Consider the following 20,384-nt stretch of genomic DNA (forward strand, 5'->3'; position numbering starts at 1 on the left):
ACCTACATCCCTCTCTCATATACAATAATATCTATCACAACATAATCAGACATATTCCCATTAATATAATTATCTTCAAATTTAGGTTCATTGATAAATTCAATATAAGATCCATTTCTATGCTTACTACCATCATCTTTGCTTGAGCAGTTAGGATACGCATCCCCTGTTTGAAATACTCCATTAGGATATGTATGAGCTTTAACATCACCTATAATACACTCAATATAAACTTCACTCTTATCCTTACTGTTTTGCAATACCACATCTATTTCTGTGCCATATTTAAATTGATTATCTGAAATTGTCTGCTCTTCTACGGGTTGCTCATTATATCCAGGGCTTAATATTTCGGGTCCTACTGCCACCCAATACCTTCCTTTTTCATTTACAAATGCCCCATTGACATCTGGTTGCTCACTTACCTTTCCTCCTATATTTTTATATTGTTCTACAGCATATTTGTTTATAGTCAACTTTCCATCCTCAGTAGTATACTCTTCATATGAATACCAATCTACGTTAGAAATTCCATCTCTTTTTATATTATTTTCTTTTAATTTCTCTCTTTCTTCTGTTCGTATATCTATTTCTACTCCACCCGTTCTCGTTGGTTCTCCTTCATATGCAATAAGCCATGAAGATATTTGTATTTTTTTCCTTTCTTCGGCTTCTTTTTCGGGTATTCCTATTACCGTTATTTTTCCTTCATATATGCACGTTAAAAAAGCTCCTGAACGTAATGCTTCTACAAATTCTTCCCCTTCTGATATAAGTAAATCCCCTGTATCCTGTTTCCAATTTCCACATAAAACAGGCATACATTTATACCTTACATTTCCATGCTCATCCGGCTCACCCTCCTCACTTGGATGAGGCAGACTCTCACTATATATATATCACCACATTTACAAGTACCAAATGAATAGATATTCTTATTAACTTCACAATCACTGCATGTCATAAGCGGTTTCCCGTTTTCAGCAAGTATTCCATGATCTTCATAAGCATCCAGTTGGACTACTTCCGTTCCGTTAGAACAGCAAATAGTTGCTTCTCTTGTGACATATTCCTCTTCTTTTACAATACCTACTTTATTTAACTCTTCGTAAAAAGCATAGTGTTTCACCATCATATCACACGCAATATCTTGGTATTGTTTTTTAAAAATTCCTTTCAAAAACTTTCGAAGGCAATTTCCTTCCAGTTCAAAAGTAAAATCTCCTGCTATAATAGAATCTCCATTTTTGTATACCTTCTCTTTCGACATAACGCTTCCCCCTATATAGAAAATTCCGTTATAATTCTTCCTCAATCGACATAAAACATTTCTCAGCTATCTCTCCCCACTCATCCTTAAATTGCATTGGACAATTAAAAATTCCATGCAACACAGTTTCTCTCATCTTCACAAGATACATTCTGTTATAATTTTGTCCATCTATAAGATAACCTTTAAAATCAAACCAACTCATCTCATTTCCATGTTCCGTAGTCACATCATTTACCTGCTTTTTAATCTTTATAGATGGATTAACATTACGTAACGCATTCTGGAACTGGCTGCTCATCACTTTCGTGTCCCCTTCTTCCATAGACACAGAAAGTATATTAAACCCAAAATTTACCATACTGTCCAAACTGGTAATGATTAAATCTGGTGCATTTTTTGACGGATATTTCATATCTTTAACCAAATCTGGCATAACAATAAACTGTTCCGGCAGATATATATGAATTTTCGTTTGTGGCAGCGTAATATTCGTAAAAGTAATTAATTCATCTCCCACATAAATACCTGTTTCTAATGTTGTATGTTTTAAACGCTCCAGTTCTCTCCTTGCCTCCAAAATCTCTTCATCAAAATATTCCATCGTTATTCTCCTCGCTATCCCTGGCATATATTCAACTCATCCGGCGTACTGATTGTAATCCTGCGTGCACTCAGCTTTACACTTCCCTGTGCAGAAATACTAACAGTTCCACTACTCCCCGCAGAAATAAAACTATCTGCAAGAGCCAAATTATGATTTCCCTGGCAAGAAAAATCTACGCTGTCTTTATACAAATGTACTGTATTTCCTTCTTTCGTATTAAAATATCGGTTCTTATAATCTGTATTTTGTTGTACAGAATTAGGCAGAGAATGCAGTACAAATCCTTCTCTCTCGTCTTTACTATTAAAGTATAAAAGTACCTGAGTTCCTATCTCCGGCATTGCATAAAGTGCATTCCCCGTTTCCGGATACCAATCGTAAAAATAGTCTCCTGTAGTTTTACCACCATCAATATCCAAAGCAACTTTTATCTGTTCTCCTCTTGTTTCTACAACCGTCCCCTGTAATCCCAATCCTACAAATTGGTTCTGATATATGGTTGAAATGGAAGCATTTTTCTTTAATATATATTTAAAATTAAGCTCCCCACGTTCAAAAGATGCTTTTACTTCCCAGATTTGCAATTCCAAGCCGCAAATTTTTGCTTTATCACCGATTTCATAAAATTCCTTACTGTCTATCTCATAATAGCTTTTCATTGTATTAGTATCAATTTCCCGGTACATATTTTCTACATATTCCGTTTCCGAAAATTTTGCAGCAGCATTTCCTTCCCTCTCTCCAAACCAAAGATTAATTCCTCCTGTCTCAATGTCAGGAAACAAATATGCTCCTACCTGACTCGCCATCCGCTTTGCAAATCCCCACGCTGTTTCATTATACTGTATTACCGGTTTACTTATTTTTTTATTAATTCCCTCTGTACAAATCACCTTGCCGCCAGCATTCTCAACTGTCTGCATAACAATATCTGCATAAGTACTCTCTGTATTCTGAAATGACTTCGATTCTACGCACTGATCTAACTTATATGACCCCGATGCCGCTTGTATCTTGACTCTTTTGGTTTTTCCAACAGCGCACTCGTGTACTTTTATTAAATACCCGCAGAAAAGTACCCTTTTGCTTTGCTTTTTCTCCATCCATATTTTAATTTTACTGTCGTATAATTTATCCGTTATATATTGTGCATTTCCATTTATGTAACCTTCCAACCCTAAAACTGCATGTTGATTTGGCTCCCATACAAACTGAAACTTTTCAATTAATACAAACGGTATTTCACATTGCAGCTTTAAACTATCTGTTATCCTTATCTCCATAATATTTCCTCGCCGCTGAATCACTTCTTATTTTCATCCATACTATAGTTCATTATAGTTTAATCTGTGCCCCACTCATATTCAAATCTCCTCCCAGACTCATCTCAGTGTCTCCCTGTTTTAGCTTTACCTTATTAGGTGCACTTAACTCTATACCGGAACTTGCACTTGAGATTCTTAGTGCCCCTCCTGCCGATAATACTACCGGACCTCCACTCACAATCTCTACTCCATTTGAATCAGACAATTCAATGTATGTTCCGTTATTATTTGTCAGCAATATTCTTCCGGGAGCCAACTGTATCTCCTTCCCCTCCCTGTTTCTCCAAAACTTGCATTGCGGATTTGTTCTTAATCCTCCATTTCCCTCATGATATGCGCTGATAACATATGCGTCCTGTTCTTTTTCTGTTGGAAAATATAGCCTGATTTTATCCCCTATTTCCGGCATACAGTACCAACCTGTTCCATCCTCCGAAGAATATACCGTAGCGTACGGAAACCAACGCGCCCCCGTCCGCTCTCTATTTTCATCACCAAAAATTTCTATTTGTACTTTCTCTTCACTTACATTTCTCACAACTCCAAATAACGATGCTCCAGAATTTTCTGTATGATATATCACAGGTATCTTAAATCCTGATTTTGTACGCATATAATAAGTGTGATACAAAACGCCGCCTTTCATCTCCGTAATAATTTTCCACACAATTAACTGCTTATTCTGAACCAATCCACAATCTCCGAGATGATAAATTTCTCTGCTTGTCCATACATATATCATAGTATCGACTGGTGAAAGTTCTAAATTTTTGCCTTTTTTTAACCAATATTCCTGCACATCATAGCATGTATCATATTCAATGTTATCACCTTTTATTGTATTCTCTCTATCCGGAAGTCCAAAGTAATAGCGGGAAGTCCGTGCCGAACTATCAGCAATCACCACCGTCTGATTTATACTTGCTAGCCGTTTTATAAAATTCCAATCCGTTTCCTGATACTGCATAATAAATCGATTAATAGCTGTTCCCTTTGCAACTGACATAATTCCGTCAGCATTATAATTTTGATTACATATATCCAATACCTCACTATAAGTCAAACTTTCAGATTGAAAACTGCGCATTCTCTCTCTACAATCCATCTGAACCGTTCCCGACCGAAGAACTAATTCCATACGGCACGTTTTATTTTTTATTTCCATTCGGATAATTGCAATAATCCCATACAATAAAGTATGTTCTTTTTTATTCGCTACAGCAATCACCCGAACCCAGGGATTGCTTTCCCCTTTGTACATATACTCATCTTTCTTTTTAAATGGAATCTGACCTGACATTTTAATATACGCATGTTCATTTACTTCTTCCACACTTTGATAGCTTTCAATCTTTAACTGTTCAAAAGGATGAACAACTATTCTTTCTTCCCTCATCTTTCGCTCTCCTTTATTAATTAGTATACAGTTTAACTTCTTTTATGCCAAGACCTGTTATTTCTCTCCACAATAAACTTTCTGCCAACTCGAGAGAAATGATTGTATGTCTTTTGAATGAATCCCGAATCCAAAAAATTTCTTTTTTTAAATTTACCTCTTCCTCTTGCATTAAATCTTCCCTGTTCCTAATCAAAAGCTTTTCTGTTTCATCAAATACTGGCAAATAATACAATTCAGATTTTCCATTTAGCTGATCAAGAAGAATAACTTCTCTATAAAAGCATCTTTCATGATACATTTTAATAACATCCATTACATTCGGTGAAAGTAATAAAAAAGGAAATAAAATAATATCTGTAAAAATAGTTTTTTCAGATGATTCAATAACAAATAATTCTCTTTTAGGCAAATCAGGATATTTTTTTATACAAATATCTCTCACATCAATCTTTCCATACCAATTCTTTACTCTTGGTGCATACTTGTGTTCTGGTGCTTCTACTATCTCAAAATATTTCAAATTACACTCTCCGTTTCTGTTCTATCGACTAATCTACAATAATCACTTTAGAATTTACTTTTTCCCTTTTGAATTTTCCCATATTATCCACGATATTCTCCAGCTTCTCATATACCATTTGGCTATCGTACGACATGATATTAGCCACTACAGCTTTCTTCATCTTATTACTTAAATATGCCGCAATCACTTTTCGCTCCACCCTCCCCTGTGTATTCCAAACCAGACTGCAAAATCCAAAATCAAACTGATCCTTCTCCTCCATGTTCCAAAGCTCTTCACCAAACTGCTTAACCACCAACGGATGCAGCGTTTTCTCCCCAATTCCCGCCACCGTAGCACAGATCAGATTTACCGTATCGTACTCCGTTGACATATCCGCAAAATTCTTATAACTATCCCGCAGCACCGAACCCTCCCGCAGATAAAACCGACACATTTCTATCTGGTTCTCCCCCAGTTCCATCTCTTCGTCCAAAAAGAATCTAACCCGGTATGCCTTATAGTCCAGATTTGTCTCATCCTCTGAAAATTCTGCTTTCAACACCTGCCACCTGTTCTTCGGCTGATAATCCACTCTCTCCTCTTCCATCATCAGATAAATAAAATCGTGAAATTTCAACATTCCCTTCCCAATGACAAGCTGACCATCTTCCGCCCGTATATCACAGCCCTTTAACAGGCCATCCGTATACTCCGAATAATACAACTGCCATCCTGCATAGGTGTAATCCCTGATATCCCACAAACTTTCTTTTTTCAAAATACGCCTGCCCGCAAACACCGGAACCCTGATTTCCATGAAACTTCACACTCCTATTTCTTCCCGTCAAAAAAACTGTTCACCCAGTTATCACTCTCGAAACTGAAAAATTCTGCTTTCCCCAGATAAAGTTCATCTATTTTACAGTAAACCGGAACAACCTGAAATCCCCATTCCTCCTGTTCTGCCCATACGAAGAACTTCACATCTCCATTCTCAATACTGTCCGTCTCTTTCTGTAGAATATGGGAACCATAAACCGCCTCAATCTCCTCATAGCTTTTCTGTGAAAAATCTTCTTGCCTGCATACATACTGAAAACGGCAATGTTCCTCCCCGTCCGTATTTTTCAAATACAGCGGAAGAATCAAATCCTCCATATTCCTCGAAATAGTTCCCGCCGTATCCCAGTCTTTAAAACCATCCACCAGTACCACTTCTTTTCCATTATGGGTATAAGCGGTAATCCGATAGGGGAACACAGCTTTCCCATTGTTCAGGTGAATATCTGCCAGCCCATATTTCCGGTCACGCAGATATTTCAGCGCCCCGTCCACACAAGTCATCTTTAATTCAAAATCTGCCGCATCAATATTCGCCCTTTTCCGAAACTGTATCATTCTCCCCGGAACGAACTCTTTTAACGCATCCTTGAACAAATCAATCTTGCAGGACTGCCCCGTCAGCTTAATAAAGGAAAAATCCTGTATTCTTCCGCTGTGGTATAATTCCTCCATAAATTTCTGTACAATGCCGTATATCTCGCCGGATAACAGCAGCTCTATCTCAAAATAGTTCATCATCACTTCCGGTATCATCTTTTCCACCGTAAGGCTGTTCCCTTTCCAGAAAGACAGCTTCCACTTATCCAATAAAACAGTATTTTCCCTCTGCTCCTTCTGTTCCGAAGTTACCGTGACCTCCAACGCTCCGACTTTCCCATAAAATAGTTTTTTTATCTGTTCCGCTGTATTAAATAAGGTATAAAAATTATTTTTTACCTTGTAATATTCGCTGCGGTTATATCTCTCAAAATCTGCAAAACGTGTCGGCAGTGTCTCTTCCGCTTTCTGATATTCCTGTTCCAAATACTGATAAAACTCCTTTACTCCATGCGAATCAATAAAACGGTAAATATCCGTATCCATGTATTCTAGAATTTCTTTCACACTGCTTACATTCTGATTTCCTTTGGCACGCACCAGTGCGATTTTCAATATCTGCATAATGCGGTATGTCAGGTTATTTCCGCCAAAGTCCGTATCGCCGTTTTCGTATGTAGTTTCCATATAGATTTTGTAAGCGGCTCTGCGGTCCTGAATGCGAAAACGATAAGAGCATAAATCTGTTGTCCCTCCTCCACAGTCTATGATAAGCGCTTCATATTCTTCATTTTCTTCCAAAGTATCCTGCTCTAACATATTAGAAATGGTGTTATATAATACAGCCATTCCCTCATCGAGCATCGTTTCCTGACCCGCCATATATTCCGGCAGTATCTCCCGGAACATTCTGCGGAAATAATGCTTCTGCTTCACCGGACTTGAGATATGTACCTGAGAAATGCGGCATTTAAAACGGTTCTCCGTTTTTCTTATGATATACAGGAAAAATCGACGTAAAATCTCCGCCCGCTTTACCAGCCTCCGCCGTCCCTGTCTGTCAACAATTTCTTCCTCTTTGTCATATTCCCCAATCCAGCGTTTCACATCATAAAAGACACAAAAACCCTCATCCACATAACTTGCATTTGCCAGCCTTATCGCATCATAACCGAACAGCAGCTTGTAATCCTCTTCTTCCACTGCCAATACTCCAATCACGCTAGGCAATAGCATACTTTCTCCGTTACCATCCTCAAAAGCTGTATAATTTATCTCATTTTCCCTGCAATTTTTTACCGCAGCCTGCTCTCCGACATTTTCAAAATAAGCAGAATCCAGATACACCCCGGCAGTGGTATTTACAGAACCAAAATCAATCGCCATAGGCAGCATCAGTGTGACAGGTTTTCTCACCACAAAATCAATCAGTGGTATACTGTAAACCTCGATATGCTCCGGCAGTATCGTCTGCTCTCCATAGTACAGGTGATACATACACTCTGAGTTCTGACGTCCCATGCAGAAAATCCTGTAATCTTTTCTCTGCGTCTCCCGTGTCTCTAGCTCCGCCGCCTTGGTAAGATACAATTTTTCCTGTTTTCCCCCATGCTCTTTGAGATTTAAAATCGCACAGAGCGTCTTATCGCTTCCTATTAAAAAGGCATTTGTTCCTGCCAACTCTTTCTTATAAGGAATGGTATAGTCGTCATAATACTCGATAGACAGTCCCTCATAAGCTAAAATCTGGGACTGGCAGTATAATTCTTCACTGGGCTTTATTACAATCCTGGTATTTTTTAAAAATTCCTCTACCCGCTCTTCTCCCCTTTTTTTCCTGTCACAGATAAGGAAGTCCTGTCTTTTTCCCATGTAACGCATAATCGTCTGGATCAGTTCTTCTTTATCGAGAGGGTGTATCACACCGTTCATAATCTTTTCACGACGGCAGATTTCCCTTAGCTGATAGGTGGTCATCAACTCCAGTTCTGATTTTTCATATTTCATTTCGTTTTTCCTTGTATCCGTTCCGGTTGCCTCCATACCTATCACCTCCGCCTCTATATTAAAAGTACCTTATCTAATATCATAGTTTCTTCTATTTCCAAAATTCCGAAATGTTCCAGATAAAAAACTTCTGTCCTCACTCCTATCGGTAAAAAAGTGTCTAATAAAAATTGAACCCTTTTCCTTTCTTCCTGCGTTTCTGCACTTCCAACGTAAATATAAAGCTCATTGGCACAATCCATGCTGACGTATATCATGGAATTTATATATATCTCCTGAAACAACCATTTGAAAATTTCAAGATAATTGCGGGAAGCCACCACATCCATGAGAGCCAGTACAAGATATCTTTTTTCATACCGTGAAAATAACCGCATTGCCGCCTTTGCCTTACTTCCAAACTGTCCGCTTCCCAATTCCTCTGCTAAGAACTTAAGATAGTAATCTTTTTTGCTCATGCCCATCCTCAAGTCCGTCAATGCCAGATAATGAAAGACTGTATCCACAAAGATTTCCCTTGTCTTTTCATATTCCTTTTGGTTAATATCCAATATCTCACTGAAAATATCAAAAAAGCGGTAAAATGGATTTACCTCTACAACAGTCTGCTCTACGGTCTGCGTATTTAAGTCACTAAAGGAAACCTCCAGATATGGGTTTCGCACCTCTGCCACCTCATACCGCAAATCGGCTTCCCTGATTCCATTTTTTTCTGCTGCCAGCACAACCTCCCAGATATACTGCATACACTTAAACTCCTTTGTCCTATGTCCTGTCTCCCTGTCGTTTTACAAGGCTGTACCGCCTAACATAAAATGGTTAAAGGTGCGAATCCATCAGAATACCAACACACTTATATTCACAGACCGATAACTGTATCTGTGACACAAAAAAACGTACCATATCTTCGCAAAAATTGTTTTTCTGTCCCTTTCGTCTAAAATACAATGCCAGAATTTTTCTTGTCTCCATCGGGAAAACGGTATTTCCCAAAAATGGATTCATATCCCCTTCCAGACAGGACTCCGGTGGTGTTTCAAGCACCTCACACTTTTCTAACTCTACATAAACATTATGTTCAAAGCTCTGTACCATCCAAAACAACTCTGTCCGGCTGTCAAGGGAACTTTCCTGCCGTTCTCTGTAATTTTGAAAAAAACTGCTTTTTCTGCTGTTGCTTAACATTTCGCAGGTATACCCATGGGAACTTGTATCTATCTTTCCAATAAAGCGGTATGCCTCCCAATCACGAAAGGATTCTTTCAATGAGGTCATGATAATTTTGTCTTTTTCATGCCTGACCTTAAGAACATCTTCATTGATTCCAAGCATATATCCGCTGTCCAAATCATAGTTTTTTAAATCCAGTTCATGTTCATAATATTTCTCATCAATGCACGGAACCATAAATTTACGGCACTGAAATGTGAACTTTTCTATATTCCATAACAGCAGCATGTCATTTTTAATATCTTCCTCATAGCTGCCAAAATCTATTTTCAAACCGTTTCCATCCGTTTCCCCGTCCGTATCTATTTCATAAAATCTATCCAGATATCCCGTATTGACTGTTGTCCAGCATATCTTGTTATAGACGAATACCTGATACAGCTCCGACAACGCCTGCTGATAACATTTTGCTTTGTGCACCCGGACGGTATAGGATTTGCCGCTGTCATCGACCCCTTGAAAATCTGCTGCTTTTTCAAATTCTGCTTTCTTTTGATAACTGCCCGCAAAATAGATAATGCAGGGCATTGCTTCCTGCTTCTCCTGCTCCTTATCCTCCTGCAGTAATGCCGGAACAACCGGGTACAGTGTTCCGTTGATAGGGTCATAATCTTTCTGGGTGATAACCGTCATAGAGACTGCATATTTCTCATTTGGAATCTCTATTTCCCGTTTGATTTGATTTTCCAAATCCAGATACCGTTTTTCCATCCGTTCAAAAATGGGCACAAGACCTTCCAACAATATTTCCCTTGCGTCCTTCCGCTCGTCCAGATCCTCTATTTCTGTCAGCCTTTTTCGTATGTGCTGCTGTAAATCTGTAATACTTTCCACAATATTTACCCCTCTGTGATCTGCATATCAATATCGCTCAAAATTCCCTCTATCCTCTGCACATCTTCATCACTCCCAAGTTCCTGATAAACCGATTTTGCAGACAGATACTGTGATTTTGCTCCCCACAAATCCCCGGACTGCCGGCAGGCTTCTCCCTGGCTTTCATAGGCAGCCGCCGTATTTTTCTGTTTCTCCTGTTCACTTAATTTTTCTTCTACGGCATCCAATTTTTTCTGTGCATCTTCCTGTCCCGCCGTATCCGCTACTTCACCATATTTGGTAACTGCCATCGTATAATAAACTTTCGCCCCAACATAATCTTTTTCCAGACATGCCTTATCTCCCGCTGCCACCATCTCCGCTGCGGCAACTGTCTGCTGTGCCTGACTGTCTGCTTCTTCCTGTGCCGCGCTCTCGGCATCTGCCTTTTCCTCATAAAGCTTTTCCAGAGAATCCATAGCGGTCTGTTTGCCCTCCGTATCATGTACGGACAATGCAGCTTTTTTTGCCAGCAGATACTTCTCTTCCGCCCCATCATAATCGCCCTGCTCTAACAGGGAATCTCCAAGGTTTATATAATCCTCCACCGACAGGAATACGCTGATATTCTCCAGCTTATTTTCTATGTAATCCGTCCCTACATTGTCCGCATATCTGGTGCGATCCAATGCAGAAAGATAGTATTCTTCGGCCGCTTCATAATCTGCGCTGCTGTAGCTTTCATCTGCCAGTATCACAGTCTCTATCACAAAGGAATATTCCTGCAGACGGTTTCTCATACTGCTGTTTTTCAGCTTTTCTGCCAGTTTCTGCGCCTGCTCGCATTCCTCCTTTGCCCTGACATAATTTCCGGTATTGATATATTCCACCGTATTGGTAAAATGATAATTCATATCCTCAGTACGCTGCACTTTTCTATCACGCAGAAACCACAGCACCACACCGATAACGATTGCCGCTATGACAACAATAACCGTAATCATCACTATTTTTTTTATCCGTTTCCGCTTCTCTGGATTTTGGTATACTTTATTTACAAAAATAACTGCCAGCGTATAGTTGTCCAGATTCTCCGGCTGTCTTGAAAGCAGTAAGTCCTCGATATTATCCACCGTTGTCTGCACTTCGTTGTCAGCTTCTGCAAAGACATCATCCAGTTCCGCCTCGTCCACATTCTCCCAGATTCCCCTTGTATACAGAGCAATCATGTCGGTTTCCGCCAGCTTTATCTTCTTTGAAACCACGGGCTTAAAATTTTTCTGTCCCAGATAGGCATAAAGATTATTCCTCTCTTCATGCTGCATCAACTCATCTTTGGCAATTTTCTCCTGCTCCACCATCTCCTGGGCAAGAGACATATCCCTCGTCTGACGGTAAACCGCCCCTCCCCGGTACATGCGGAGCCTTGTGTTCCCCACATAGCCATATCTCATCTTCTGGTAATCCGTTACAACCACTGTAATAGATGCCTTTAACCGTCTGTCACTTTCTTTTCCTAACAATGCCCGGTTTGCCCGCTTTAACAATCTCTTTACAGCCCGCTTTGACAGAGATGGATTTTCCTGAAAACTAAGAATGACTGTCTCAATGGCAAGCCTTGCGCTTTCTACATCCGTGACCTCCGTAATTCCGTCTGCGATGACATAGCAGGCGAACTCATCTAATTCCACATACCCAAAATAATCTCTGTTTTTTAACCTGCTTCCCTCTTCGGAAATAAACCGTGCCTCAAAATCACTGTTCTGTTTTCTCATGTCATTTCTCCAACTCTTATCAGAATTACGCTGGCATTATCCTTATCGCCTTTTTTCTGATTTACCAGTTCCACCAAATCAAATGCCATTCTCTTACAGCTTTTCTTCCGGGCTAAGCAGTCTTCCATCTCTTTCCATGTCACGCTCTCCTGCATTCCATTACTGAAAACTGCCACCACATCCCCTTCCTGTAAGCGAACCGGCTTGTCGTAGAACTGTATTTCCTTAAAACCGTCTCTTCCCAGGTAATTGTAAATTCTTTTTTCCTGCAGCATAGACAGGGCATCTTCTCTTGTCAGAACGCCTTCCACATACTTATCCTGTGCCAGCACATCTACGGTGTGTCCCGTTCCAAGGGGAACCAATTCCTCATTTCGGAATACTGCAATCTTTACATTCCCGACAATCCCGTAAAACAGAAATCCTCCCTGTATCATAACGGCGCTGACTGCCGCCATTCCTCTTCCCTCATCCATCTGTTTTAAAATTTCCCGGTTTGCCATCTGAAACGCTTTCTTAAAAAAATAGGACGGGTGGTCTGCCATGTTGTACGTTTCAAAAATTTCTTTAAAAACCCGAATGACTGTCTTAGCAGCAATTCTGCCGCCCGCTTCTTTTCCCATTCCGTCTGCTAAAACCGCCAGTAAACCATTCTCATTTTCTTCTATTGTAAAGTAATCCATCTGTATTTCACGGCTGCCGATGGTCTTGCAGGCTCCCGTCTCATATCCCTCTCTGCTGCTCCGGAATACCAGACAAAAACGGTACAAAAATGCAATCCCTAAGAAAGCGCATAAGATACAGACTGTCAGGTACGGGACATTCATTTATCGTCCTCCCACATATAATGCTCCCCGCAGAAAGGGACAAAAAGGAATGTGCTCTCCCCCATCTCAATCACGTCATATGCACTTAACGGCTGCGGCAGATAGACCGCTTCACCGTTCAGATAGACCAGACCGTTGCTGTCTCCCGGCAAAATCATGTTCTCCCGTTTCTTCGCATCAAATACAATCACCGCATGATTTCTCCGTGCGATTTTGTTATCCCCCAGAATCTGAATATCCATATCATCTGCCCGTCCCACAAAATTCTTTCCGTCCATGACCCGGTAATCTTTGCCTCTTCTCGGACCTTTTACGCATACAATCCAGCCGCAGACCGGATTCTCCTCCTCCAGAAAAAGAATGTCCTCAATTTCTTCCTGCGATTTTTCCACTGACTTTTTTTCTTTCGTGGCTGTCTCAATATTGCAGTACGGACACACTGTTCCATATCTCCTGCTTGAAAAAAGATGTCCGTTCTGACAGCGAATTAAATTTCCACTCATGTTTTTTCCTCCATATGTACACGCTATTTTGCCCCTAATCTGGTATTCCCGATAAAAATAATATCGCCTGTGTTAATCCGGCAGGGATGCTCCCTTGACACCTGATACACTTTGCCATCCTTCGCATCCTGGATTCTTACACCGTTTCTGCTTCCTAAATCTTCAATATACCACTGCCCCGCCGCATAATTTAACACGGCGTGCTGACGGTCTGCCATTCCGCCATACTCTGTATTCTGAAGATTAATGTCCACGTTTTCCTTATGCTCGTCCCGTCCGATTAAAAGGGACGTCTTTCCGCCAATATGCCAGGCTGATATTTCGTTTCCCTCTTCATCTAACAGCAACAGTTCCTGTATTCCCCGCCCATTTCCTCTTTTTTTCTGTCTGCCGGACAGAGAATCCGTCACTGCCAGCAGCAAAAATGCCAGAAATACAATCCCGCAGACAGCCATAAGCGTATCCCGCCCCCTGCTCTGCTCCATATATGTAAAACATAGAATTATAATTGCAGCGGAAAGACTGCATATCATCATGTCCATGAAATTTTTCTTATTCATTTTCACCTCAATATCACCGCAAATCTGCGTCTGAAAAATCAAATCGTCTTTCTCAACGTTTCAATCCCATATAACGTTCAAATAAATCTGTCACATCCATGGGATTAATCTTTTGTTGCGTGCGATTCTCCTTTTTCTCACTCTGCTTTCCCATGGAAAAAAATCGTTCAAATTCCTTTTCAATATCTCCCGGATCAATCGTTCCTCCTCCGGTATTCTTTCTGCCCGTCCCAGCACCGTTCCTTCCTGTCCCAGCGCTGTTCCTTCCTGCCGCACTTTTCTGTTCTTTCTGCGCTGCCCTAGCGTTGTACTCTTTTCTTTTTTGTTTATCGCTCAGAATCCGGTATGCCTCTCCGATTTCCTTAAACCGTTCCTCTGCCCGCTTATCTCCCGGATGTGTATCGGGGTGGCATTCTTTTGCCGCTTTTCTATATGCCTTTTTTATGGTGTCCTCATCAGCCGTTTGCGAAACCCCTAATACATGATATGGATTCATATTTGTTCCAACCTTTCATTCATGGCAATAGAAAGCCCGTAAAATGCGCTTTCTATTGCCGATTTAAGGCGCAGGCTGTCCTATTTGCTGACAATCTGCGCCCTGCTGTTATGCTGAATAATTTCCTTCTACCGCTACAGAAGCGATTTTGTCTTTCTTCTGTCTGAGTACTAATGTGAAGGTTCCGGTTCCCTCTACATCGCCAAACTCTTCTTTGTAGTCAAGCACGAATGCGTTTGGGAAACAATATTTTCTCTCCATTACACCGCCTGCCACATGCTCTACTGTCACCTTCCGATAACAGTCCACTTTCTCCGCCGGAACAACGGACCATAATGCCAGCTTCCTGGTACTGTCAGTAATATCCCCGTCCAAAGCCGCTAAAATCTTTCCGGTAATTACCATAGTTGCGCCGACATCCTTCGTTCTCGCATTAGAATCCAGCGGAATATCAGTAGTAACCTTTACGCTTCTGACACATTCCTTCGCCACTTCAAAGCTCTCGCTTCCTTCGACTTTTACTAAAAATGACATAATTTCCTCTCCTTTCTTTATTCACCGTAGCCGCCTTCGATCTTCACCGCATCATTCTCGTCTTTTTTCTGCTTGATGTGGAGATAAAATGTACCCACACCGGTTTCATCATCCATATGCTCCTCATATTCCATGACAAACGCATTGGGGATTGTGTACTTTCTTACCACCTGTCCTGCTGATACAACATCGATCTGTGCATTTCTGTAGCAGTCTGCCTGCTCGGACGGAACCTGAGACCATTTGGATAATCCAAGTGTTCCGTCTTCTCCGTCTGCTCCCACCTTATACAACATTTTTCCGGTAATCTTTACTGCAATGCCAAAATCTGTAGCCCTTGCGTTGGAATCTGTTGCGGAATCGGAACTGAACGTAACTTTCTGGATAGTTTTCTCGTCCAGATTGATGTTCTCTGCGCCTCCACTCACTGCTAATCTAAAACCCATGTTCGTTTCCTCCTTCTTTTCTTTTAGACTTTATTTAAAATGTTCTGTCCTCGCTGTTGACCCGGTTAATCTCGATTTCGAGATTCTTCACGTTACCGTTAAATGCGATATCAAGCGTGCAGTATCCCGCTGCCTCGTCGATGGAATACCGGATATCGTCTCCGTTTCCGATAATCGCATTGATGCAATCCTTCTTCTCCATCCATCTGCTTCTCTGGCTGGTAGGCTTGCTGGAGAAAAACTCCACAATATTTTCCTGCTTAAAATCGCCTGTCGCTAAACGCATCACTCTCTGAATGTAAGTAGTCACCTGTGTCTTATAGATTGGCTCATAACTCTTTCCGTCTGTCAGCAGGTTACGTGCCTTGTAGACCATAATGTTCTGGATATTCATATCCTTAAGCACTGCATTTTCGGAAGAAAATACAAATCCGAAATTCTTCCGGTTGATATCGCTCTTGATATCGTTGGTGTATCCTGTAATCTCTTTTGCCATGGTAGTCCGAACCTGCAGTGCGTGATCTCCTGACTCAATGTCAAACCGGACACCCGGAAGCTCATCGTCCACGTTTTTCTTAAACACTTCTTTTAAGTAGTCCGGACTCTGGTAAGCTGCCACCAAACCGGCTGCCACATAAGCAGCTCCTATGTAGACACCATCAATCCAGATTTTCATAACATCTTCTTTTTCTTTAGACAGCGCTGCCGTATTCTGCTCTGTAATGTACATTTTGTTATCCAGAATGACGCCGGACTTGTCTTTTGGTATTACGGTAAAATTCGGGATACAGGGAATTGCATATTCACTAAAAGGCTTGCCAATCAACTGCGTGCATTTTGTTTCATATTTTTCAATTCCCTCTGTCGCCATAACATTAAAGGTGGTCTTGTCCCCCGTCTCATAGCTGAAGAAACACTGCACTTCATAATCTTTCAGCGCATCCAGAATCCGAACCAGCGATTCCATGCTGTTCACATCCTCTTTCTCTACGTTCTCATTTCCTTTAAAACGCTCCTTTACCGCCTTCAGCTTAGAACTGCTGTTTAAGGAAACCGACGGAACAATGGCATACCAGATGGTATTCTCAAAATCATTTTTTGCGTTTACCGTATTGAGATATGCTAAAAGTCGCGGAATGTTGCTGCTCTTTGCCAGCATATCGTTGCTCACATTCGATACCACCAGAGAAGGTTTCATTCCCTTGCAGTTTCTCGGATACTGCTCGAAGAAAGCCCATACCCCCATGATTTTTTCCACCAACGGTTTTACTGTCTTGATAAAATCATCCTTGCTCCGCTTGTAGAACTCAAGGTAAGAATTGTAGTTCGCTACTTCTTTCTCAATATCTACCACACTCTCCATCGTAGATGCCAGCGGACAGAAAGTTCTTGCAACCAACGACATAACATACTCATTTCCGTCCTCGTTCAAATCCATATAGTCTTTCTCGATTGCCTGAATCAGTCCGGCGTTGGCATTGTCGTCTAATACCATCAGCTCTTTTTTGTTTTCCTTCGGCGCCTCTAAAATCTTAAGTTCTCCGTGTTCATCCATACTGAGCACGCCAATGCTTAACGGCGCTTCGTCTTTTTTCTTCTGTCCATCGCCCAACAACAGCCTTGTCTTGATATCCTCTATCGCAAGCGGCAGCATTGCCATTACATTGTTGTAATTGACACTTGCTTCTTCAAACATCAGATTCAGCTTATCTGCCGTATCTAACTTCTTCGGATCGCCGTCCTCAAGTTTCGCATATTCGCTGTAGGTATACTGAAGTTCTTTTCGGTTCTGTCGGATATCGTCCATGACCTTTTTGGGTGAAATCATATCCGTCAGTTTCTCAAATTTAAAATCTACGTTGATGCTTCCCTCCGCCCGCTTTGCCTCAACAAGCGTCATCAGCATTTTCAGATAATCATTCTGGCGGTTCAGATGAATTTCACTCAGTAACTCATCTTCAATCGTTTCAGGTTTTTTCAGCGTATAGATTACTTTCTGATTGTTTGCGTCAAAATACGAATACACCACCGGCTCAAATTTCTCCAAAAATTCGTCAAAACTTCTCACCAGCAAGGCATCGTTTATTTCTTTGATTTTGTCGTCACTTACGCTGTTTACCCCCCTGACGTCTCCAACAAGTGTCAGAAGATTCAGCTTTTCCGGATTGATTTCCTCAAAGAGAATCGTCCTGTTTGTCTGTGTTATTGTATTCACTTTGTTCCTCCTTACCTTTCGCTTGGTTTCATATTTTTATAATGAAGTTCAATTTCTGTTCCTCCATTATTAAAAATCAGCAATATTTTTTCTCCATAGTATAAAGAATACTTTCTCTCCCGTTTCAAAATCTGGTTTTCTTTTACGATTGTTGCATAACCACTGTTTTTGAAACACAGTGCATGGTCTTTTCCGCCAGTAAACCTGATTTTATCTGCATCCGATAATTTATAGTCAATCCCGCAGCGGTCTTTGATCCAGTCAAAGGATATACTTTTTCGTGATTTTCCGAATAACTTAATACTGCAGGGCGCAACGTCGTCTTCCTGCTCCCCCTTTAACAAATATACCGCCAACTGTCCCGAGAAATCATATTTCGGCAGCACAGGAGGTTCCGATTTCTCTATGATAATGGAACCCGTCTCACCATCGTTTTTTTTTTGCTTTTTCCTTTCATATAAAACAGAGAGCAAAAGTACCACTGCACATAAAGATATAATTACAATCCAAAGAACCGTATAATCAGGTTCCTCCTCTACAACCGGAACTGTCAATTCCACCGTATCTGCCGTTTTTATGTAATGAACCACATTTCCCGACGGCTGAATTGCAATTTCCACATTCACTTTTGCCGTCTCGTCTGTCTGATACGGAACCATCGCCGTGCCATTTTCCACACGGTAAGACGCTTCCTTGCCATTAATCAAAACAGAAATACTGTCTTTTAAAGTTTCCGAATCCAAAACCGGCTTCTCCTGATGGTTTACAACATTTACCTTCAGGGTAAATGTCCCTTCCTCTGATGTATAGGATTTCTCCATATCAGCTTTTAAAAAATATTCTTTTATCAGATAAGTATGGACATTTCCTCTGTTTTCCAGAGAATAGTCCATTGTAATCTGCCGTTCCAATGGATTTTCCAATTCAGCAACCGCAAACTTGTTTCCCTGAAGCATATTCAGGCTCTCACACTGTCCTGCAACATGAAAATCCTCGATGTTTTCCCCTGACACGAGAAGTATCTTTGCATTCTGCATATAAGTATCCTGCAGATCCACTGTCATATTTCCTTCTCCGGAAACCGCCTCGCCAAGTTCTATTTTTTCTATCTGTAACGTCTGGAACAGATATTTTGCAGTGATTTCTTCAATCGTCTGGTTTTCGCCTACTGTATACTGCTCTCCTGACGTCACTTTCGTTCCATACGAAACCTCATTCTCCGTCTTATCATTGGGGATTGCAAACATGTCAATTTTTATTCCCTGTTCTGCAATCTGATCCACCATATTTTCAAACTGCCTGATTGCAGTTTCTGTTTCGCTTTGATCCCGCAGAGAAATTTCCCCGTCGGAAATAAATACCACTCTTTTATCTGCCGCCGCACTGTCAAACATATCAGCCGCCGTTTCCAACGCCACCGCTGGGGTGGTGTAGCCCTGCAGTTCTACCGTCTCGAGTGCATGTCTGGTTTTCTGATTAATGTTTCCGAAATCTTCCTCATAAACAATTTCCGTGTTATATACCAGCAATGCCACTTCGTATTCTTTCGGCAACGCCGACGCTATCATGCATGCGCTGTCCGCTGCCTCAATCCACTGTCCGTCTCCCTGCATTGATTTGCTTGCATCCAGCAAAAATATAATCTGCTTTTTTTCGGTGATTTCATTGATTTCATTCTTCTCCGCTGCCAAAACCCTTGCCGGAAACAGCAAAGAAAGCCCTATGAACAGCATTGCCAATTTAATTGTTATCTTCTCTACTTTTCCCATTTTTCTCCGTATATCTTTTTACTGACCATGCCAGATAAATCACTCCACACCAGATAACTGCGCCCAAAACCGCATATGCAGCTCTCTGATTTACCGCTAAGAATACCATTCCGAGTATCAGCTCTGTTACAACTATGATTTGCGCCTTTTTTCCGATTACTTTCTTTTCTGCTTCCTCCAGAGGCTTATTTTTATCCTCCAGGGGAGCAAATAGAAATATCCCCATCCCCGCTGCCAACGCCGCAGCGATTGTAAGACAGGTCTGATAAGCAAATTCTGCTTTTATCCATAACAAGGTTAAAACCAGAATCCCACATGAAAGAAAATAGCAGCTCATCCATCCCGGTGCGTGATATCCTCCTGCTTCCTGCCGCAACAGCATAAATGCAATCAGAAATATCATGCAATATAACAATTCCCCAAAGGCCGCGCCAATGACAACACCCGTTCCAATATTGAAAGCATATACAGCAACGGTCTGCAACGCGAATAGATATATATCCCTGTACTCCGATTGAATGCTTCCATTTTCTTCCATGAAGTCTACGATTCTTTCAAAAAGTTTTCTCATTTCTTACTCTCAGAAAACTTTTTGAGATTTTCCGGCACCTTGGGCTGATGCAGAATAAAATAGCAGCATTTTGTTGCAGCGCCTGTTGCTACTTTCTCCAGACCAAATGTCATTAAATTGCTCAAATAGCGGTTTAACAGATTTCTCAT

21 protein-coding genes are annotated in these 20,384 nt (G+C 41.0%); all 21 read right to left on the reverse strand.

The features are described from left to right. Positions 1-2 precede the first annotated feature (2 nt). Positions 3-821, reverse strand: coding sequence for a hypothetical protein (locus H8S51_RS14420; RefSeq protein WP_186899609.1), 819 nt, complete (start codon positions 819-821; stop codon positions 3-5). Between the two features lie 11 nt (positions 822-832). Continuing rightward, positions 833-1,270 (reverse strand): PAAR-like protein, encoded by a 438-nt coding sequence (locus tag H8S51_RS14425; RefSeq protein ID WP_186899608.1) that lies wholly within the window; start codon positions 1,268-1,270, stop codon positions 833-835. A gap of 28 nt (positions 1,271-1,298) precedes the next feature. Continuing rightward, entirely contained in the window at positions 1,299-1,874 is a 576-nt protein-coding gene (locus tag H8S51_RS14430) for a hypothetical protein (RefSeq protein WP_118091986.1), read from the reverse strand. Between the two features lie 14 nt (positions 1,875-1,888). Beyond that, entirely contained in the window at positions 1,889-3,160 is a 1,272-nt protein-coding gene (locus tag H8S51_RS14435) for a hypothetical protein (RefSeq protein WP_186899607.1), read from the reverse strand. A 52-nt stretch (positions 3,161-3,212) separates the two neighbouring features. After that, positions 3,213-4,598: a hypothetical protein gene (locus tag H8S51_RS14440; protein WP_241070751.1), complete on the reverse strand. Its 1,386-nt coding sequence runs from the start codon at positions 4,596-4,598 to the stop codon at positions 3,213-3,215. A 16-nt stretch (positions 4,599-4,614) separates the two neighbouring features. Next, positions 4,615-5,121 carry a hypothetical protein gene (locus tag H8S51_RS14445; RefSeq protein WP_186899606.1) on the reverse strand — a complete coding sequence of 169 codons (507 nt, stop codon included), beginning with the start codon at positions 5,119-5,121 and terminating at the stop codon, positions 4,615-4,617. Between the two features lie 28 nt (positions 5,122-5,149). Next, positions 5,150-5,923 (reverse strand): hypothetical protein, encoded by a 774-nt coding sequence (locus H8S51_RS14450; RefSeq protein WP_186899605.1) that lies wholly within the window; start codon positions 5,921-5,923, stop codon positions 5,150-5,152. 14 nt (positions 5,924-5,937) lie between these two features. Next, positions 5,938-8,529 (reverse strand): acetate and sugar kinases/Hsc70/actin family protein, encoded by a 2,592-nt coding sequence (locus H8S51_RS14455; protein ID WP_186899604.1) that lies wholly within the window; start codon positions 8,527-8,529, stop codon positions 5,938-5,940. Positions 8,530-8,546: 17 nt separating this feature from the next. Then, positions 8,547-9,239: a hypothetical protein gene (locus H8S51_RS14460; RefSeq protein WP_186899603.1), complete on the reverse strand. Its 693-nt coding sequence runs from the start codon at positions 9,237-9,239 to the stop codon at positions 8,547-8,549. 73 nt (positions 9,240-9,312) lie between these two features. Further along, on the reverse strand, positions 9,313-10,557 hold the full coding sequence (locus H8S51_RS14465) for a hypothetical protein (RefSeq protein WP_186899602.1): 1,245 nt from the start codon (positions 10,555-10,557) through the stop codon (positions 9,313-9,315). A 5-nt stretch (positions 10,558-10,562) separates the two neighbouring features. Continuing rightward, positions 10,563-12,314 (reverse strand): hypothetical protein, encoded by a 1,752-nt coding sequence (locus tag H8S51_RS14470; RefSeq protein ID WP_186899601.1) that lies wholly within the window; start codon positions 12,312-12,314, stop codon positions 10,563-10,565. Then, on the reverse strand, positions 12,311-13,141 hold the full coding sequence (locus H8S51_RS14475) for a PP2C family protein-serine/threonine phosphatase (protein WP_118592436.1): 831 nt from the start codon (positions 13,139-13,141) through the stop codon (positions 12,311-12,313). The genes H8S51_RS14470 and H8S51_RS14475 overlap by 4 nt, the downstream gene beginning before the upstream one ends. Further along, positions 13,138-13,644: an FHA domain-containing protein gene (locus H8S51_RS14480; RefSeq protein WP_006858377.1), complete on the reverse strand. Its 507-nt coding sequence runs from the start codon at positions 13,642-13,644 to the stop codon at positions 13,138-13,140. Before H8S51_RS14480 ends, H8S51_RS14475 begins: the two co-directional genes overlap by 4 nt. 23 nt (positions 13,645-13,667) lie before the next feature. After that, complete coding sequence (locus H8S51_RS14485; RefSeq protein ID WP_147350176.1) at positions 13,668-14,204, reverse strand: FHA domain-containing protein; 537 nt, start codon at positions 14,202-14,204, stop codon at positions 13,668-13,670. Positions 14,205-14,256: 52 nt separating this feature from the next. Further along, the gene (locus H8S51_RS14490; RefSeq protein WP_186899600.1) at positions 14,257-14,700 is read right to left on the reverse strand and encodes a J domain-containing protein; all 444 of its coding nucleotides are present in this window, start codon (positions 14,698-14,700) and stop codon (positions 14,257-14,259) included. A gap of 108 nt (positions 14,701-14,808) precedes the next feature. Continuing rightward, positions 14,809-15,234, reverse strand: a complete 426-nt coding sequence (locus tag H8S51_RS14495) for a hypothetical protein (RefSeq protein WP_006858382.1) — start codon at positions 15,232-15,234, stop codon at positions 14,809-14,811. Positions 15,235-15,251: 17 nt separating this feature from the next. After that, entirely contained in the window at positions 15,252-15,680 is a 429-nt protein-coding gene (locus tag H8S51_RS14500; RefSeq protein WP_006858383.1) for a hypothetical protein, read from the reverse strand. A gap of 34 nt (positions 15,681-15,714) precedes the next feature. Then, entirely contained in the window at positions 15,715-17,895 is a 2,181-nt protein-coding gene (locus H8S51_RS14505; protein ID WP_006858384.1) for a hypothetical protein, read from the reverse strand. 11 nt (positions 17,896-17,906) lie between these two features. Then, complete coding sequence (locus H8S51_RS14510; protein ID WP_055193076.1) at positions 17,907-19,664, reverse strand: vWA domain-containing protein; 1,758 nt, start codon at positions 19,662-19,664, stop codon at positions 17,907-17,909. After that, positions 19,636-20,235, reverse strand: a complete 600-nt coding sequence (locus H8S51_RS14515; RefSeq protein ID WP_186899599.1) for an accessory gene regulator B family protein — start codon at positions 20,233-20,235, stop codon at positions 19,636-19,638. Before H8S51_RS14515 ends, H8S51_RS14510 begins: the two co-directional genes overlap by 29 nt. Continuing rightward, positions 20,232-20,384: a cyclic lactone autoinducer peptide gene (locus tag H8S51_RS14520; RefSeq protein ID WP_241070752.1), complete on the reverse strand. Its 153-nt coding sequence runs from the start codon at positions 20,382-20,384 to the stop codon at positions 20,232-20,234. The genes H8S51_RS14515 and H8S51_RS14520 overlap by 4 nt, the downstream gene beginning before the upstream one ends.

The organism is Roseburia rectibacter, assembly GCF_014287515.2.
In the GTDB taxonomy this organism is placed as follows: Bacteria; Bacillota; Clostridia; order Lachnospirales; family Lachnospiraceae; genus Roseburia; species Roseburia rectibacter.

Excerpts from the sequence above, each read along its gene's own strand:
- H8S51_RS14450 (WP_186899605.1), bottom strand. The coding sequence starts at position 5,923 with ATGGAAATCAGGGTTCCGGTGTTTGCGGGCAGGCGTATTTTGAAAAAA.
- H8S51_RS14420 (WP_186899609.1), bottom strand. The coding sequence starts at position 821 with ATGCCTGTTTTATGTGGAAATTGGAAACAGGATACAGGGGATTTACTT.
- H8S51_RS14520 (WP_241070752.1), bottom strand. The coding sequence starts at position 20,384 with ATGAGAAATCTGTTAAACCGCTATTTGAGCAATTTAATGACATTTGGT.
- H8S51_RS14430 (WP_118091986.1), bottom strand. The coding sequence starts at position 1,874 with ATGGAATATTTTGATGAAGAGATTTTGGAGGCAAGGAGAGAACTGGAG.
- H8S51_RS14435 (WP_186899607.1), bottom strand. The coding sequence starts at position 3,160 with ATGGAGATAAGGATAACAGATAGTTTAAAGCTGCAATGTGAAATACCG.
- H8S51_RS14475 (WP_118592436.1), bottom strand. The coding sequence starts at position 13,141 with ATGAATGTCCCGTACCTGACAGTCTGTATCTTATGCGCTTTCTTAGGG.
- H8S51_RS14460 (WP_186899603.1), bottom strand. The coding sequence starts at position 9,239 with ATGCAGTATATCTGGGAGGTTGTGCTGGCAGCAGAAAAAAATGGAATC.
- H8S51_RS14455 (WP_186899604.1), bottom strand. The coding sequence starts at position 8,529 with ATGGAGGCAACCGGAACGGATACAAGGAAAAACGAAATGAAATATGAA.
- H8S51_RS14515 (WP_186899599.1), bottom strand. The coding sequence starts at position 20,235 with ATGAGAAAACTTTTTGAAAGAATCGTAGACTTCATGGAAGAAAATGGA.
- H8S51_RS14440 (WP_241070751.1), bottom strand. The coding sequence starts at position 4,598 with ATGAGGGAAGAAAGAATAGTTGTTCATCCTTTTGAACAGTTAAAGATT.
- H8S51_RS14500 (WP_006858383.1), bottom strand. The coding sequence starts at position 15,680 with ATGGGTTTTAGATTAGCAGTGAGTGGAGGCGCAGAGAACATCAATCTG.
- H8S51_RS14480 (WP_006858377.1), bottom strand. The coding sequence starts at position 13,644 with ATGAGTGGAAATTTAATTCGCTGTCAGAACGGACATCTTTTTTCAAGC.
- H8S51_RS14510 (WP_055193076.1), bottom strand. The coding sequence starts at position 19,664 with ATGGGAAAAGTAGAGAAGATAACAATTAAATTGGCAATGCTGTTCATA.
- H8S51_RS14485 (WP_147350176.1), bottom strand. The coding sequence starts at position 14,204 with ATGAATAAGAAAAATTTCATGGACATGATGATATGCAGTCTTTCCGCT.
- H8S51_RS14470 (WP_186899601.1), bottom strand. The coding sequence starts at position 12,314 with ATGAGAAAACAGAACAGTGATTTTGAGGCACGGTTTATTTCCGAAGAG.
- H8S51_RS14425 (WP_186899608.1), bottom strand. The coding sequence starts at position 1,270 with ATGTCGAAAGAGAAGGTATACAAAAATGGAGATTCTATTATAGCAGGA.
- H8S51_RS14490 (WP_186899600.1), bottom strand. The coding sequence starts at position 14,700 with ATGAATCCATATCATGTATTAGGGGTTTCGCAAACGGCTGATGAGGAC.
- H8S51_RS14495 (WP_006858382.1), bottom strand. The coding sequence starts at position 15,234 with ATGTCATTTTTAGTAAAAGTCGAAGGAAGCGAGAGCTTTGAAGTGGCG.